Raw genomic sequence first — 16,637 nt, 5'->3', positions numbered from 1 at the left:
CCAAACGTTTGTTAGGTGAATGCCCAGTGAGGAAGGTAGCAGCCGATGGAGCTGGACGGGAGGGTCGCCGTCGTCACCGGGGGGACGCGGGGCGTCGGCGCGGGAATCGCGCGCGCCTTCCTCGCCGCGGGTGCCGAAGTCGTGGTCTGCGCCCGCAGGCCACCGGACGCCGCGCTCGAAGCCGGCCGGCGCACCGCCCGCTTCGAGCCCGCCGACCTGCGGGACCCGGCGGCCGCGGGGGAGTTCATCGACCGGGTGATACGCCGGTACGGCAGGCTCGACACCCTGGTGAACAACGCGGGCGGCACGCCCTACCGGCTGCTGGGCGACGCGGACGCCGCCCGGCACGCGCGGGTGCTCGAACTGAACCTGCTGGTGCCGCTGACCGTGTCACTCGCCGCGTACGAACATCTGCGCGGGGCACGCGGCTCGGTCGTGATGATCGGCAGCGTGAGCGGGACCCGCCCGTCGCCCGGCACGGCCGTGTACGGGGCGGCGAAGGCGGGCCTGGAGAGCCTCGGGCGCTCGATGGCGGTGGAGTGGGCGCCCGAGGTGCGGGTGAACACGCTGGTGCCCGGGATGGTCCGTACGGAACGGGCGCCGCTGCACTACGGCGACGAGGCTGGCGTGGCGGCGGTGGGCCGCACCGTGCCGCTCGGGCGGCTCGCCGAGCCGGACGAGATCGGTGAGGCGGCGGTCTTCCTCGCCTCACCGCGGGCGGCCTATGTGAGCGGGGCGTCGCTGCTGGTGCACGGGGGCGGGGAGCGCCCGGCGTTCCTGGACGCGGCAACGGTCAACAAGGAGGACTGAGATGAGCGGTGGAACAGCGGACGGCATCTGCGCCGGAAGAGTGGTGATCGTGACGGGCGCGGGCCGGGGCCTCGGCCGGGCGCACGCACTGGCCTTCGCCGCCGAGGGTGCGCGGCTCGTGGTGAACGACCTCGGGGTCGGTCCCGACGGATCAGGGGCGTCCGCCTCACCGGCCGAGCGGATCGTTGCCGAGATCAAGGCCGGTGGCGGTGAAGCGGTCGCCCACGCCGGTGACATCGCCACCGGCGAGGGTGCCGGCTCGCTGGTGGAGGCCGCGCTGGCCTCGTTCGGCCGCCTGGACACCCTCGTCAACAACGCGGGCTTCCTGCGGGACCGGATGCTGGTGAATCTGGACGACGACGACTGGGACGCGGTGCTGCGGGTGCATCTGCGGGGTCACTTCCTGCCGTTGAAGCACGCGGCGGCGTACTGGCGCGGTGAGGCGAAGGCCGGCCGCAGGACCATGGCCCGGATCGTCAACACCTCCAGTGGCGCGGGCCTGCTGGGTTCCGTCGGACAGGGTGCCTACAGCGCGGCAAAGGCGGGCATCGTCGGCCTCACCCTGGTCGCCGCGGAGGAACTCGCGTCCTACGGGGTCCAGGTCAACGCGATCGCCCCGGCCGCGAGGACCCGTATGACCGAGGAGACCTTCGCCGGCGCGATGGCGGCCCCGGCCGATCCCGCCGCGTTCGACGCGATGGCACCGGAGAACGTCTCACCGCTGGTCGTCTGGCTCGGATCGGCGGACAGCGCGGGGGTGACGGGCCGGGTCTTCGAGGCCGAGGCGGGGCGCATCACGGTCATGGAGGGCTGGCGCCCCGGCCCAGCGGTCGACAAGGGCGCCCGCTGGAGCCCCGCGGAGGCGGGGCAGGCGGCCCGAAAGCTCCTGGAGTCCGCCGAACCGCCGCTGCCGGTGTACGGGGCACGGCGCTAGGTGTGTTGTCCGGACAGCCCTTGGGCGGGCGTGCCGTGGCCGGCGCCGGGGCGTTGCCGAGGCCGGTGTGTCGACTGCTCAGCCCGGTCCACATACGTCCTCGCCCCCTCCCCGGTCCGGGACCCCGGTCCCGAAGCACCCCAACGGCAGCCGAACCGGGCCCCCTTGGGGCGCTGCCGAGCGCACCGGTCCACCGCCGGGGCCGCGACAGGGCGGTGTGCTCAGTGCGCATGAGTACGCGTACTCATGCGCACCACGGGTCGCGATGATCAGGCTGGAGGGATGAGTGAACGTTCCATCAACCGTGATCCGCAGCAGGGTGAGCAGAAGTCGTCCGGGTTCGCCGCATACGCGCTGGTGATCCTGGAGTTGTCGGGCCTGCTGCTGACATACGGGGCCTGGGCGCGGTCGGGGCTGAGCGTCGACGGGGAGGGGAGCGCGGACCCGACGGGCCCGTACCTCGGGGTGGTGGGTGTGCTGCTCATGGTGGCGCTCGCGCTGTGCGCGTACGGCACCTGGGCGCACAAGCGCGCTCTCGTGCGTGGGCAGTTGGTCATGGCCGGGCTGCTCATGCTGGTGCTGCTCGGCGGCGCCGCCGTCCAGGATCACGAGAGCGGGCGACCGGTGTCGCTGGGGTTTCCTTTGTGTGAACATCCAGAGGTGACCGATTCGTGTAGGTGAATTGCACAGGAACTCCCCACTGTTGTCATTGACGCGTCAAGTTCTACGCGCGTCAATGGAGCCATGCGAATCCCCCCACGATTCACCCTGCTCGGCGGCGCCGCCGCCCTTGCCTCCACCCTGCTCATCGGTGGCCCGATCGCGACCCCGGCGAGCGCGGCCTCCGCGTCCGTCGGCGAGATCTGCTACTCCGCCCTGCCTTCGCAGGCACACGACACCCTCGAACTCATCGAGGACGGCGGTCCGTTCCCCCACTCCCAGGACGGCACCGTCTTCTCCAACCGTGAAGGCGTCCTTCCGGCGCAGTCGAGCGGTTACTACCACGAGTACACCGTCGAGACGCCCGGATCCCCCACGCGCGGGGCCCGCCGTATCGTCACCGGTGAGTCCGCGGACGAGGACTACTACACCGCCGATCACTACAGCTCGTTCGACCTCGTCGACCACGGCTGCTGACCGCCGCCATATCCCCACCCCCCACCGCGTGCCGCCGGCCCTCCTCGGGCCGGCGGCACGGTTGTTTTCAGCTCTTCCATCCATGCGGACGAAACCTGGCCTATATGCCGCCTACGGTCCTCAGCAACGACCAAGGAGGCGACACGCGTGTTGCGAGGACTCACCACTGTCAGTTTCTGGGCGGCCGATCTGTCGGCGGCCAAGGCCTGGTACACCGAACTGTTCGGCACGGGGCCGTACTTCGAGCGCCCGGGGTATGCGGAGTTCCGTTTCGGCGACTACCGGCACGAGCTGGGGCTGATCGACAGCCGCTACGCTCCTCCCGGCTCCGCGACCGGACCCGGGGGCGCGGTCGTGTACTGGCACGTCGACGACGTGAGCGCGGCGCTCGACACGCTGCTGTCCATGGGGGCGAAGGAGTACGAGCCGCTCAAGGAGCGTGGCCCGGGCTTCGTCACCGCGTCCGTGACCGATCCCTTCGGCAACGTCCTGGGCATCATGTACAACGCGCACTACCTGGACGTGCTGGCCGCCCGCGGGGCGGGGGACGCGTAGGGGGCGCGAGCCCCGGAGCATCCCCAACGGCCACTCCACGGTGCCGGGAGGGCCCGGGAGCCCAGCCCCTCGGGGTTCCCGGACGGAGTCCGGGGAGACCGAGGGCGAGGGCACCCCGGGCACCGCCACGGGATGCGGCACACCGCGAAATCCGCCGACCCCGCACCCCGCACCGCTTCAGTGGCTTCGCGGCACCGTCGCCTCCAGGCGGCGCCGCGCCCCCTCGTCCGTGACGTACTCCAGCGCCTGCTCCGCGGTGGAGTACGCGTACCCCTCGGGGTCCTCGTCCGCGAGGATCCGAGCCAACGCCTCCACCGCGCGCGCGTCCTGACGCATCGCCAGGCCCCGTGCCGCCTCCGCCTCGATATCGGGAACCGCGTCCGCGAGCCGGTCCGCCAGGGCCTGGCGGACCGCGGGGCCGTCGGCCCCCGTGTCGGCCAGCACGGTCGTGGCCCAGTCCCTGACCCCGTCGTCCTTGTCCCGGGTGAGCCCGATGACCGCGTCGACGCCCTCGGTGTGGTCACCGGGGAGCAGCCCGTGCAGCGCCACCGCCACACCGAAGCGCACCTCCGGGTCCGTGTGCCCGGCATGGCGCAGGATCTCCGTGACCCCGGCGGGGTCGCGCTGCTGGCCGAGCCCGGCCACGGCGGCCCGGATCACCTCGGGATCACCGGCCTCCCGTGCAAGCTCCCGCAGCAGCGGCACCACGCGGGCGGGCAGTCCCGCGTGCCCTGGGTTGCCCGGAGCTCCGTCGGCGCCGTAGTCCTCGTCCGGCAGCCCGAGACCCGCCAGCACATCGGCGGCGAACGCCTGCCGCAGCGGATCCTCCGTGCCCACCCACGCCGCCGCGGCCCGGAAGGTCTCCTCGTCGGCCCGGCTCTGGAGTGCGCCCACGGCCTCGGTCCAGTCGTCCTGGTCCGGGTCCCCGCAGCGCAGGGCGCGCTCGGCCAGCTCGTCGGCGGGCGTCCGCGTGCCCAGCGCGGTCTCCAGCAGGGTGGCGACGGCCGCGTGCCCGGTCTGCTGCTCGTTGCCCGCCACAAGGCCGCCCTCGCGGATCAGCTCGACGACCACCGTCACTGTGCCGTCCTCCTCGACCCGGCGGGACACGGTTTGGAGCCCTTCGCCGTCCATGCCGGACAGTTCCTCGCGCAGACGCGCCTCCACGTCGACGCCGATCCACCCGCGGGCCTCGGCGAGAGCCTCCCGCGTGGGCCGGGCGCCGTGCCGCAGCAGGGCCCGTACACAGGAAGGCGACCCGCGCCGTGCCGCGGTCACCAGCGGCGACTCACCGCCCGGACCCGGCAGGTCGGGGTCCGCGCCCGCGGCGAGCAGCAGGTCCACCATTTCGGCGCGGCCCTGGCGGCAGGCCCAGGTCAGCGCGCGTACCCCGGGGTCCTCCTCCAGGTCGGGCCGTGCGCCCGCGGCCAGCAGGGCCTGCATCACCTCGGTGCGGCCCCACACCGCGGCCCCGCACAGGGGCAGCCCCCCGCCGTCGGCGTCGCTCGGACGGTCCGGGTCGGCGCCCGCGGCGAGCAGCAGGCGCACCATCCCCGGCCGGTTCATGGACGCCGCGGCGTAGAGCGCGGTCTGCCCGTCCTCGTCGGCGGCCTCTGCCGCGGCTCCTGCCCGCAGCGCCCGTACGACGGCGTCGTCGTCGCCCTGGAACAGGGCTTCGAAGAGCTCTCCGTTTAGCTCGTCGGTCCTCATACGAAAACCCTACGGAAAGCCCCTCAGGTGTCGCATTCGAGAACGGTCCGGCACAGTGCGCACCGCGCCCGGACCCGGCCCCTTACGGGCACCCGGATCCGCTGGTGGCAGGTGGGGCAGGGGAACGACACCCGTAGCCCCTCCCCGGGCATCCGCTCGAACGCGTACGCGGACCCCGGCGACCAGAGACCCGCGCCCGGCGGGGACCCGGACCCCGGAGAGGGGCCCGGCCCCCCGGGCCGCCCCGCAGGGTGCTCCTGCGCCTGGCGCCGGTCCTTCGCGTAGCGGCGCCGCCCGTTCCATCCCGCCGCGGCCAGTGGCGGCTCCCGCCCGTCGCGCAGCGCCTGCGCCCGCCCCGCCGTATAGGCGGTGTACGCCTGCGGGCTGGTGAACCACACGGAAGGGTCCTCATCGAACAACAGTGCGCGCTTCGCCAGCACGTAGCCGAATTCCTCGGGGGTCAGATAGCCCAGCTTCTGGCTGGAAACCGCGTCCTCGCGGTACGCGTCGAGCAGCAGCCAGCCCGCCCCCAGATAGGTCGTCACGGTGTCCGTGAGGATCTCGTTGTCACGCGTGCCGGAGAACGCGAGCCCTAGGCGGTGCAGCAGTACATGGGTGATCTCGTGGGCGAGCGCCGCGCCGATGTCCCTGCGATACCTGCGGAACCGGTCGTTGAGCTCGATGAAGTACTCGGGTCCCGCGGTGAGTTCGACGCTCGCGGCATGCCGCATCTCCCGGAAGCTCACGATCATCCGGGCTTCCGGCAGCCGCAGTTGGCGTACCAGGGCATGGGCGACCCGCTGGGTCCCGAGATGGAGGTCGTCCTGGTCGCAGAACGCCACATCGGCCGGGGCCACGCTGTTCGCGTACGCCCGGACCCCGTCGTAGGACAGGCGTTTGTGCAGCGCGGTGATGGCGGCCCGCGCGGTGCCGAGATGCGGGTAGCCGTGCACCACCTCGCTGTCGTCCGCCACGTCCGTACCCCCTGCCGGTGCGTGCGACGCCTTGAGGTGCCGCCCTGGACAACGGTCGACCGCTGTCAACTCTACGACCCGGAAACGCGGTGCCGCGTTTCGCCGGGCGGTCTCCGTCTGGCCGAAAACGGCGCCTTGTGGTGCACGCCACACCGTCCTCATAATCCGGACCAGTGTTGACGGGCTCATGTCACCCAGTGAGCCGTGCGTTGGCACGCAACCAGCAACCCCCCACGGAAGAAGGCATACGGTGAACCACACCCTCGTACGTGCCCTCAAGAGATGCCTGGCCGCCGGTGCGGTCATGCTCGCCGCGATCAGTCTCCAGCCGACCTCCGCCTCCGCCGCCCCTCAGCCCGTCGTCGGCGGAACCCGCGCCTCCCAGGGCGAGTTCCCCTTCATGGTCCGCCTCTCCATGGGCTGTGGCGGCGCGCTGTACACCCAGCAGATCGTGCTGACCGCCGCCCACTGCGTGAGCGGTTCCGGTGACAACACCAGCATCACCGCCACCGCGGGGGTCGTGGACCTCCGGAGCTCCAGCGCCATCAAGGTCAAGTCGACCAAGGTCCTCCAGGCGCCCGGCTACAACGGCACCGGCAAGGACTGGGCGCTGATCAAGCTCGCCAAGCCGATCAACCTCCCGACACTGAAGATCGCCGACACGACCGCGTACAACAGCGGCACCTTCACCGTGGCCGGTTGGGGCGCGACCCGCGAGGGCGGCTCGCAGCAGCGCTACCTGCGCAAGGCCACGGTCCCGTTCGTCTCCGACGGCGACTGCGCCTCGGCGTACTCCGAGCTCGTCGCGGGCGAGGAGATCTGCGCGGGCTACAACACGGGCGGCGTCGACACCTGCCAGGGTGACTCCGGCGGCCCGATGTTCCGCAAGGACAACAGCGACGCGTGGATCCAGGTCGGCATCGTGAGCTGGGGCTACGGCTGTGCCCGTGCCGGCTACCCGGGTGTCTACACCGAGGTCTCCACCTTCGCCACCGCCATCAAGAACGCGGCGGCGACGCTCTGACTCCGCCTGATTCCGCGCCCAGCGCGCCGAACGGGGCGGGGAGGGCATGCCAGGTGGCTGCCTCCCCGCCCCGCCCGGGCTCCGTGCCGCGCTCGCGCCGGCGGCGGCGCAGCCACCGGGACCGGCTCAGTCCTCGGTGAACTCCTTCTTGACGCATACCTCGCCGGGGCCGTTCCAGCAGAGCTTCAGCATGTACTTGGCGACGTAGGGGACGACGTTGTAGTCGAAGTAGCCGCAACCGGAGTCGCCGCCGTCCTCCTTCGTCTCCTTCAGCTGCCAGCCGGCCGTGTACATATAGAGCTTGCCGGTGACGCCGTGTCCGTCGGCCCGGGTGTCGCAGACGCGAAACGTGTCGGGGTCGGCGTCGAGGTGGGTCATGGTGCCGATGGTGTGGCCCCCGCGCTTCAGCCGCAGGGTGGTGTCGGCGGCGCTGGCGGTACCCGTCGCGCCGACCACGAGAGTGAGGGCTCCGGCCACCGCTAGGGTGCTCTGAACGATTCGGTACGTCCGCATCGCCTCTCCTTGTGATGTGCTCATGGCAAAGGCTGCTCAAGCCTAGATCGTTCCCGTGCCTGCCCCGGCGGCGGGAGCCCCGGCCGACGTAGGCTCAGCCCCCATGAGCACAAGCGAGCCCATCGACATCGACGAGTCCGTCCAGGCCGAACTGATCCGGCTGCGTGAGAGCATCGACAACATCGACGCGGCGGTCGTCCATATGCTCGCGGAACGTTTCAAGTGCACCCAGCAGGTCGGCCATCTCAAGGCGCGGCACCACCTCCCGCCCGCCGACGCGGCCCGTGAGGCCCGCCAGATCGCCCGGCTCCGCGAGCTCGCCGAAAGCGCCAAGCTCGACCCGGCGTTCGCCGAGAAACTGCTCAACTTCATCATCGCCGAGGTCATCCGCCACCACGAGACCATCGCCGACAAGGAACAGGAGCAGGACCAGTCGTGAATCCGGTCGTCGTCTTCACCCTCGGGGGCACCATCTCCGCACGTGGCGGCGACGCCTCACGGATGACCGGCGCCGAAGTGCTCGCGGCGGCGGGCATCCCCGTGACCGCCGCGGTCGAACTGCGCGACTTCCGGCGGCTGCCGAGCTCCTCGCTGTCGTTCGACGACATCGCCGCGCTCGCCGGGGAGATCGACAAGGTCACCGCGGCCGGGTCCGGGGCCGCCGTCGTCCAGGGCACCGACACCCTCGAGGAGACGGCCTTCCTCCTCGACCTGCTCTGCACCACCACCGCGAGGCCCGTGGTCGTCACCGGCGCGATGCGCCGCCCCGACCTGCCGGGGGCCGACGGACCGGCGAACCTCGCCGGGGCGATCGCGGTGGCCGCCGACCCCGGCTGCCGCGGCCTGGGAGTGCTCGTGGTGTGCGCCGACGAGATCCACTCCGCCCGCCACGTACGCAAGACCCACACCACATCCGTCGCCACCTTCGCCTCACCGGGCGCGGGCCGGCTGGGCACCCTGGTCGAGGGGAGCCCCCGGATCCTGCTGCGGCCCGCGCACCCGCTGGTGGCGGACGCCCCGTTGTCGCTGCGGCGCCAGGTCCGTGTCTGCCTGCTCACCCTGGCGCTAGGTGACGGCGGCGAACTGCTCGACAACGTGGACGAGCGGTTCGACGGCCTGGTGGTGGCCGCCTTCGGCGCGGGCCACGTCCCCGCCTGGCTGGTCGAGCCGCTGGGACGGCTGGCGGCCCGGATACCGGTCGTCCTGGCCTCCCGTACCGGCGCGGGCGCACTGCTCAGCAGGACCTACACGGGGCCCGGCTCGGAGAGCGACGTGCTGGCCCGCGGACTGCTCTCCGCGGGCCATCTCGACGCCCCCAAGGCTCGCCTGCTGCTGCACGCGCTGCTGGCGGACGGCGCGGACCGCGAACGCGTCAGCGGGGCCTTCGCCCGGATCGCCGGTGGGGCTGCGGCTCCGGTGTGACGTGGCGACCGGACGTGACTGACGCGGGACCCGTCCAGGCGGAGAGCGAAACCCGCGCACGCTGAGAGCGAATCCCCCGTGCCTCCGATCCACCCCATCAGGCAGCATGACCCCCATGTCCGTACTGACGCGCAACGAAGCGCAGACCCGAGCCGAGCTCATCGACGTCCACCGGTACTCGATCGAACTCGATCTCACCACTGGTGATCAGAACTTCGACTCACGAACCGCGATCCGGTTCACGGCGCGGGCCGACGGGGACAGCTTCATCGAGCTCAAGCCCGCCACCCTTCGCTCCGTCACCCTGGACGGACAGCCCCTCGACCCGGAGACCCTCGACGGGAACCGGTTCCCGCTGAAGGGGCTCACGGCCGGTGAGCACGAGCTGCGCATAGCCGCCGCGATGCGCTACTCGCACACCGGCGAAGGCATGCACCGCTTCACCGACCCGACGGACGGCGAGACCTACACCTACACCCAGCTGTGCATGGACGACGCGCAGCGGGTCTTCGCCGCATTCGACCAGCCCGACATCAAGGCGGTCTTCGAGCTCAGTGTCACCGCGCCCAAGGGCTGGACGGTCCTCGCCAACGGGGTCACCACGCACCAGGGCGACGGCCGCTGGACCGCCGCGCCCACACCGCTGATCTCCACCTACCTCGTCGGCGTCGCCGCGGGACCCTGGCACTCGGTCCGCACCGAACACGCCGGGCTGCCGTTCGGCATCCACTGCCGCCGGTCCCTCGCCCCGTACCTGGACGCCGACGCCGACGAGATCCTCGACGCCACCCGGGCCTGTTACGACCGCTACCACGAGAAGTTCGAAGAGCCGTACCCCTTCGACTCGTACGACCAGGCGTTCGTCCCCGAGTTCAACTCGGGCGCCATGGAGAACCCGGGCCTGGTGACCTTCCGCGACGAGTTCGTCTACCGCTCCGCGGTCACCGACACCGAGCGGCAGACCCGCGCCATGGTCATCGCCCACGAGATGGCCCATATGTGGTTCGGCAACCTGGTCACCCTGCGCTGGTGGGACGACATCTGGCTGAACGAGTCCTTCGCCGAGTACATGGGCTACCAGACCCTGGCCGAGGCCACCAGCCGCTTCACGGGCATCTGGACCGACTTCGGCATCGCCCGCAAGACCTGGGGCTACGACGCCGACCAGCGACCGTCCACCCACCCGGTCGCGCCCGATCCCGACGCCGTGCCCGACACCGCGTCGGCGCTGGTCAACTTCGACGGCATCTCCTACGCCAAGGGCGCGTCCGCCCTGCGGCAGCTCGTGGCCTGGCTCGGTGAGAAGGACTTCCTCGCCGGAATCAACCGCCACTTCACCCGGCACCGCTTCGGCAACGCCACGCTCGCCGACTTCATCGACTCGCTCGCCGCCGTCACCGACCGCGACGTGCACGCCTGGGCCGAGGTCTGGCTGCGCACCACCGGAATCGACACACTCAGCGCCGAGGTCGCGGAGGCCGACGGCGGCTGGCAGCTCGCCGTCGCCCAGGACGGAAACCGCCCGCACCGCATCGCCGTCGGCGCCTACGACCGCGACCCCGTGGAATCCGGCCGCCTGGTGCTGCGCGAGCGCTTCGAGACCGACGTGCCGCAGACGCGGCAGGGCGAGACCGCGACACGACCGGGACGCCGCCCCGCTCTCGTCGTCCTCAACGACGGCGACCTCACCTACGCCAAGGTCCGCCTCGACGGCACCTCCGGCGAAGCCGCGCTGCGCACCCTCTCCGGTATCCCCGACGCGCTCACCCGCGCGGTGGTCTGGAACTCCCTGCGGGACATGGTCCGCGACGGCCAGCTCGAACCCGTCACCTATCTCGAGACGGCCCGCGCCCATCTCCCCGAGGAGCCCGACCTCGCCGTCGTCCAGGGTGTCCTCGGCTTCGCCCGCACCCACGTCCTCGACCGCTACCTCGCGCCCGATGACCGTCCCGCAGGGCTCGCCCTCATCACCGACCTCACCCGCGACCTGATCCGGCGCACCGAGGACGGCAGCAACTCCGGCCTGCGACTCACCGCCGTACGCCACTTCATCGACGCCGCCGTCCATCCCAACGGCCTGCACGACTGGCTCGACGGGGGAAGCGTGCCCGGCGGACCCGAGCTCGACCCCGAACTGCGCTGGCGCATCCTCGCCAGGCTCGCCGTACTCGGCGCTATCGGCGAGACGGAGATCGCGGCGGAGCTCGACCGCGACCCCAGCGCCACCGGCCAGGAGGGCGCCGCCCGCTGCCGCGCCGCCCTGCCCACCCCGGAGGCCAAGGAGGCCGCCTGGTCCCGGCTCTTCGACTCCGACGACCTCTCCAACTACCTGTTCACCGCCACCGCCCAGGGTTTCTGGCAGCCCGAACAGGCGGAGCTGGTACGGGACTACGTGCCGCGCTACTACCCGGCGGCCGTCGCCCTCGCCGCCCGCAGGGGCCCAGCCATCGCCCAGGCGGCGGGCCAGTACGCGTTCCCGGCCCACGCGGTGGACGCGGAACACCTCCGGGTGGGGGAGGCGTGCCTGCACGACTCGGAGCTGACCCCGGCACTGCGACGCCGGCTGGTGGACCAGCTCGACGACCTGAAGCGCGCGCTCGGGGTGCGCTCGCGGGAGGTGTGACGGGGTTCGCGTCGTGCCCGCACCCGCTGGGGCTTCACCCGCACCGGGTGCGGGGCTTCGCGGTGTACCGCACCGCGGACGGGCGGCCCCGCGGGGTGCGGGCGCACCGGCAGTCTCCCGTCCCCCGTTCGGGTTAGATCACCGGAACCCGGAACCGCACGGCGCCGAACAAGTCCACCCTGGTGCAGCCGTCTTACCGCGCACCGGAGGACCCCGCATGAGCACACCGCCCCTCGCCGGAGGGGTTGCAGGGCATGACGCCCTGCGCCCCCTCCTGGCCGTCGTCCTCGACGCGCTGAAGGAGGGCGCGGACCAGCGGGGCGGGCCGTTGCCGCGCGGGGGGCCGGACGCGGTGGGCCGGGGGGTACGGGACGCGGCCCGGCCCGTCGTACCCGAACATGGCAACGGCGCCGAGGAGGCGCTCCGTAGCCTCGTCGGCGCCCTCGCCAGAGGCGCGGCCGACCCCGCGGACCCGCGGTGCGCCGCCCATCTGCACACCCCGCCACTCGCGCTCGCCGTCGCCGCCGACCTCGCCGCTTCCGCGCTCAACCCGTCGCTGGACTCCTGGGACCAGGCGCCCGCCGCGTCCGCGCTGGAGGCCGAGGTGACCGGGGCCCTCGCCGCCGAGGTGTACCCCGGCAGCACATCACCCGACGCGCTGGTCACCACCGGCGGCACCGAGGCCAATCAACTCGCCCTGCTCCTCGCCCGCGAACGGCACGGAACCGTACCGGTCATCTGCGGCAGCCACACCCACCACTCGGTCCGCCGCGCGGCCTGGCTGCTCGGACTGCCCGATCCGGTCACCGTCCCCGCCCCCGGGGGCACCACCGACCTCACCGCACTCGACGAGGCACTGCGCGCCCAGCGACGCCCCGCGCTCGTCGTCGCCACCGCGGGCACCACCGACACCGGGCGGATCGACCCGCTCCCCGCCATCGCCGAGCTCTGCGTACGGCACGGCGCCGAGCTCCACATCGACGCGGCGTACGGCGGAGCGCTGCTCTTCAGCCCCCGGCACCGCGCGCTGCTCCAGGGACTTGAGCGCGCCCGGTCCGTCACGCTCGATCTGCACAAACTCGGCTGGCAGCCGGTCGCGGCCGGGCTGCTCGCCGTCCCCGACGGCGCCCTGCTCGCACCCCTCGCCCACACCGCCGACTATCTGAACCCCGACGACGACACCGAAGCCGGGCTACCTGACCTGCTCGGCCGCTCCCTCCGCACCACCCGGCGCCCCGACATCCTCAAGATCGCCGTCACCCTGCGTGCACTCGGCCGGAGCGGGCTCGCCGCGCTCATCGACCGCACCATGGCAGCCGCCCAGGAGTTCGCCGGTCTCGTCGACGAGCACCCGGCGCTGGAACTCCACGCCAGGCCCGTGCTGTCCACGGTGCTCTTCCGCCCGCGCGGCGCGAGCGACGACACCGTGGCCGCGCTGCGCCGCGCCCTGCTCCACGAGGGCCGCGCCGTGCTGGGCAGGTCCCGTGCCGACGGCCGCCTCTGGCTCAAGGCCACCCTGCTCAACCCGCACACCGGCCCAGGCGACCTCAAGACCCTCATCGCACTCGTAGAAGGCAGCACCACCTGATGACCGGCACGTCGGCCCCCGTCGCCCACGATCCCCATCAGCCCCAGGACCTGGTGGGCATCGGCATCGGCCCGTTCAACCTCTCCCTCGCCGCACTCGCCCACGGGCTGCGCCAGCGGGAGGACACGGGCGGCTTCGGGTTCGCGTTCTACGAGCAGCGCCCCGCCTTCCACTGGCACCCGGGCCTGCTCATCGACGGTGCCACCCTCCAGGTCCCCTTCCTCGCCGACCTCGTCACCCTCGCCGATCCGGCCAGTTCCTGGTCGTTCCTCAGCTATCTCAGGGCGCGTGAGCGGCTCTTCCCGTTCTACTTCGCCGAGAAGTTCCATATCCAGCGAGCGGAGTACGACGCGTACTGCCGCTGGGTCAGCGAGCTGCTCCCCGGGCTGCACTTCGGCCACCAGGTCGAGGCCGTCCGCTGGAATCCCGAACGTTCCCTGTTCGAGGTGGACTTCACCCGGCTCGACGGCATCCCCATCGGCGGTTCCGCGGACGACGAGGCCGCCCTTGGGCGCGTGTACGCCCGGAACATCGCCATCGGGATCGGCACCGAGCCGTATGTCCCGGTGCCGCTGAAGCCTCTGGCCGACGTACCGGCCGTCCCGGTGCTGCACTCCGCCGACTACCTCACCCACCGCGAACGGCTGCTGGCCGCCGAGCACGTCACCGTCATCGGCTCGGGCCAGTCGGGCGCAGAGGTCTTCCTCGATCTGCTGCGGGCCCGTCCCGCGGGGGCCGAGAAGCTCCACTGGCTGTCCCGCACCGAAGCCTTCGCGCCCATGGAGTACTCCAAGCTGGGCCTCGAACACTTCACACCGGACTACACCCGCTATTTCCACGCCCTGCCCGAAGCCGTCCGTGACCGGCTCGTCCCGGGGCAGTGGCAGCTCCACAAGGGTATCGACGCCGACACCATCGCCGCCATCCACGAGGAGCTCTACCGCCGCACCCTGCACGGCGGCTGGCCCGACGCCGTGCTCACCCCCGGGGTACAGGTGCGTACCGCGGGGCGTCTCGCCGCCGGCAAGGTCGAACTCCACCTCGAACACCTCCAGCAGGGCACCCGCTCCCGGCTCACCACCGACGCCGTGGTGCTGGCCACCGGCTACCGTGAGCGCCCGCTCGACCGGCTCCTCATGGGGCTCGACGCCTATATGCGCCGCGACGGGTCCGAACGCCCCCGTGTCGACGAGCAGTTCCGGCTGGAGCTCGACCCCGGCGTCACCGGCGCGGTGTACGTGCAGAACGCGGAGCGGCACACCCATGGTGTCGGCGCCCCCGACCTGGGACTCGCCGCCTGGCGCAGCGCGACCATCCTCAACTCCCTGACGGGCAAGGAGCACTACCCGCTGCCGCGCCGAACCGCCTTCACCAGCTTCGGCCTGGAACAGCGGGAGGCGCCTGGCATTCCCGCCCAGGCGCCTCCGCTCATGCCGCTCGACAGGCAGCGCTAGAAGACCGGAACACCGTCCCGGGTCAGCTTCCAGCCCTCCGAGGCGAAGGCTGCCGGGTCGATGGTCCCCTTGGCCTGCGCCCACTGGATGATCGTGTTGCGGATCTCATCCGAATTGGCCCACAGCTGCTGGGACTTGGCCACGTGGGGGAAGGCGCCACCGCCACTGGCCCGGTAGTTGTTCACCGCCAGCACGAACTGGGCCGCGGGGTCGACCGGCTTGCCGCCGTACGACAGGTTGACGATCCGCGAACCGGACGGCTTCGCGATGTCGATCTCGTAGGTCACCCCGTAGACCGCGTCGTAGTTGTAGTCCGGGATGCTCTCGGCGTTCGTCAGCTTCGCCGTGTCCACCGGAGCCCCGGCCGGGGTCTGCACGTAGTACCGGGCCGAGTACTCCAGATACTCCTTGATCTGGGCGCCGGTCAGCAGCCGCGCCTCCAGTGTGTTCTCGAACGGGTAGAGCCCGGCAGCCTCCCGGATCGTCACCTGTCCCTGCGGGATCGACGCCGTACGGGAGAAGCACGAGGCCTGGGAGAGCACCGGCAGCGCGGCGTACTGGCCGCCGGCCAGGGCCGCCTTCACTGTCTCCACCTGCACATGGCTGATCAGGTCGATGATCGGCTCGTCCTTCCACGGCGCCTCGGCCGTGGTCATGGCCGCGGTCGACGTGCCGATGATCTGGTTGACGTACGTGACCACCTTCTTGTGCTCGTCCTCGAGCAGCCGGACGATGCGCGGGTCCTCGGCGGCCGTGTTGGAGTTGAGCACCTGCGCGCCCACCTTCTCGACGCTCCAGCGCCCCTTCTGCCACACCAGGTCGAAATCGAACAGGGTCAGCCGCTGGCCCCACTTGAGCGGCTCGGACAGCACGACCTGCTTGCCCGTCTCCTTGTTGGTGACCAGGTACTCGGGTATCTCGGTGTGCGCGTGCCCGACGAGGATCGCGTCGATGCCCGGCACCTGCTCGGCCACCAGCGCGGCCGCGTTCTCGATGTGGGGGAGCTGGTCGCCGTAGGAGGAGGTGCCGCTGGAGCCGGAGTGCGCCGACACGATGACGACGTCCGCACCCATCGAGCGCAGCTTCGGCACCCACTTCGCAGCCTGCTCCTCAAGGCCGGGGAAGACCATCTTGCCGCTGACATTGGCCTTGTCCCAGATCGCGATGCCCGGGTTCGTCAGCCCCAGCACCGCGACCTTCACATCCCGGCCGCACGGGGTGCACAGCCGGTGCATGCTGTACGGACGGAACGCGGGCCGCAGTGTCTTGGCGTCCAGCGCGTTGGCACCGAGCAGCGGGAAGTCGCACTGCTCCTCGAACTTGCGCAGCACCGGAATGCCGTAGTTGAACTCGTGGTTGCCGAGCGCCGCGGCGTCGTAGCCGATGCTGTTCATGGCCTGGGCCATGGGGTGGACGGGGCCGCGCCGGGCCGTGATCGGGTCCACCTTGGCGTAGTAGTACGAGAGCTGGGTGCCCTGGATGGTGTCACCGGCGTCGATCAGCAGCGTGTTGCGCCGCCCCTTCTCCCGCCGCACCTGGTCGACCAGCGTGGAGATCTTCGCCAGGCCGACGTCGTTGTGGTTCTTGTCGTCGAACTCCTTGTCCGTGAAGTAGTCCCAGTTGAAGACGTTGCCGTGCAGGTCGGTGGTGCCCATCACGGTGAACGAGTACCGCTTCGGCGGTCGTCCGTGGCCGTGAGCGTGCTCCTGAGCTGCGGCCGGAGTGGCGGCTACCGTCCCCGCGACGGCCGCACCGGCTCCCGCCACGGCCGTACGGCCGAGGAACGTCCTGCGGTTGAGCGGCATGTGTTGATCTCCCTCGTTCAATGGCACAACGCGCGTAGATTCTGGCGCAGGGCGGCTGCCTGCGAAAGTGTTCGGTGAACAACAGCGAGGG

The 16,637-nt window shown here is 71.5% G+C and carries 15 protein-coding genes; 11 read left to right on the top strand and 4 right to left on the bottom strand.

All coding sequences use genetic code 11. The features are described 5' to 3' along the window. Nucleotides 1-45 precede the first annotated feature (45 nt). From ABZ532_RS01035 to ABZ532_RS01015, 5 genes are all read left to right on the top strand, one after another. Complete coding sequence (locus ABZ532_RS01035; protein ID WP_361278200.1) at nt 46-810, top strand: SDR family oxidoreductase; 765 nt, start codon at nt 46-48, stop codon at nt 808-810. A 1-nt stretch (nt 811) separates the two neighbouring features. Then, on the top strand, nt 812-1,744 hold the full coding sequence (locus ABZ532_RS01030; protein WP_361278198.1) for an SDR family oxidoreductase: 933 nt from the start codon (nt 812-814) through the stop codon (nt 1,742-1,744). Between the two features lie 282 nt (nt 1,745-2,026). Next, nucleotides 2,027-2,425, top strand: a complete 399-nt coding sequence (locus ABZ532_RS01025) for a DUF6234 family protein (protein ID WP_361278196.1) — start codon at nt 2,027-2,029, stop codon at nt 2,423-2,425. 63 nt (nt 2,426-2,488) lie between these two features. Further along, entirely contained in the window at nt 2,489-2,881 is a 393-nt protein-coding gene (locus tag ABZ532_RS01020) for a ribonuclease domain-containing protein (protein ID WP_361278194.1), read from the top strand. A gap of 147 nt (nt 2,882-3,028) precedes the next feature. Then, on the top strand, nt 3,029-3,436 hold the full coding sequence (locus ABZ532_RS01015) for a VOC family protein (RefSeq protein ID WP_361278192.1): 408 nt from the start codon (nt 3,029-3,031) through the stop codon (nt 3,434-3,436). 177 nt (nt 3,437-3,613) lie between these two features. On the opposite strand, the gene ABZ532_RS01010 is transcribed toward ABZ532_RS01015, so the two are convergent. Together ABZ532_RS01010 and ABZ532_RS01005 are read right to left on the bottom strand one after the other, a co-directional pair. Next, nucleotides 3,614-5,143, bottom strand: a complete 1,530-nt coding sequence (locus ABZ532_RS01010; protein ID WP_361278190.1) for an ankyrin repeat domain-containing protein — start codon at nt 5,141-5,143, stop codon at nt 3,614-3,616. Nucleotides 5,144-5,166: 23 nt separating this feature from the next. Beyond that, nucleotides 5,167-6,117, bottom strand: coding sequence for a hypothetical protein (locus ABZ532_RS01005; protein ID WP_361278188.1), 951 nt, complete (start codon nt 6,115-6,117; stop codon nt 5,167-5,169). 250 nt (nt 6,118-6,367) lie between these two features. Between ABZ532_RS01005 and ABZ532_RS01000 the strand changes: the two genes are divergently transcribed. Next, nucleotides 6,368-7,141: a serine protease gene (locus ABZ532_RS01000; RefSeq protein ID WP_361278186.1), complete on the top strand. Its 774-nt coding sequence runs from the start codon at nt 6,368-6,370 to the stop codon at nt 7,139-7,141. A gap of 126 nt (nt 7,142-7,267) precedes the next feature. On the opposite strand, the gene ABZ532_RS00995 is transcribed toward ABZ532_RS01000, so the two are convergent. After that, nucleotides 7,268-7,654: a hypothetical protein gene (locus tag ABZ532_RS00995; RefSeq protein WP_361278184.1), complete on the bottom strand. Its 387-nt coding sequence runs from the start codon at nt 7,652-7,654 to the stop codon at nt 7,268-7,270. 103 nt (nt 7,655-7,757) lie between these two features. On the opposite strand from ABZ532_RS00995, the gene ABZ532_RS00990 reads away from it, so the two are divergent. The 5 genes from ABZ532_RS00990 to ABZ532_RS00970 all read left to right on the top strand — a co-directional run bounded on the left by ABZ532_RS00990 (nt 7,758) and on the right by ABZ532_RS00970 (nt 14,741). Then, entirely contained in the window at nt 7,758-8,093 is a 336-nt protein-coding gene (locus tag ABZ532_RS00990; protein ID WP_361278182.1) for a chorismate mutase, read from the top strand. Continuing rightward, entirely contained in the window at nt 8,090-9,076 is a 987-nt protein-coding gene (locus ABZ532_RS00985; protein ID WP_361278180.1) for an asparaginase, read from the top strand. The genes ABZ532_RS00990 and ABZ532_RS00985 overlap by 4 nt, the downstream gene beginning before the upstream one ends. 115 nt (nt 9,077-9,191) lie before the next feature. Further along, nucleotides 9,192-11,699 (top strand): aminopeptidase N, encoded by a 2,508-nt coding sequence (gene pepN, locus ABZ532_RS00980; RefSeq protein ID WP_361278178.1) that lies wholly within the window; start codon nt 9,192-9,194, stop codon nt 11,697-11,699. A 217-nt stretch (nt 11,700-11,916) separates the two neighbouring features. Further along, entirely contained in the window at nt 11,917-13,287 is a 1,371-nt protein-coding gene (locus ABZ532_RS00975) for an aminotransferase class V-fold PLP-dependent enzyme (RefSeq protein ID WP_361278176.1), read from the top strand. Then, on the top strand, nt 13,287-14,741 hold the full coding sequence (locus ABZ532_RS00970) for a SidA/IucD/PvdA family monooxygenase (protein ID WP_361278174.1): 1,455 nt from the start codon (nt 13,287-13,289) through the stop codon (nt 14,739-14,741). Before ABZ532_RS00975 ends, ABZ532_RS00970 begins: the two co-directional genes overlap by 1 nt. Here ABZ532_RS00970 and ABZ532_RS00965 read toward each other — a convergent pair. Continuing rightward, entirely contained in the window at nt 14,738-16,546 is a 1,809-nt protein-coding gene (locus ABZ532_RS00965; protein WP_361278172.1) for a 5'-nucleotidase C-terminal domain-containing protein, read from the bottom strand. The two genes, ABZ532_RS00970 and ABZ532_RS00965, sit on opposite strands and share 4 nt — an antisense overlap. Nucleotides 16,547-16,637: the final 91 nt, after the last annotated feature.

It is taken from the genome of Streptomyces sp. NPDC019396, assembly GCF_040632375.1.
GTDB lineage: Bacteria > Actinomycetota > Actinomycetes > Streptomycetales > Streptomycetaceae > Streptomyces.
This window is presented reverse-complemented; position numbering and strand designations above follow the sequence as displayed.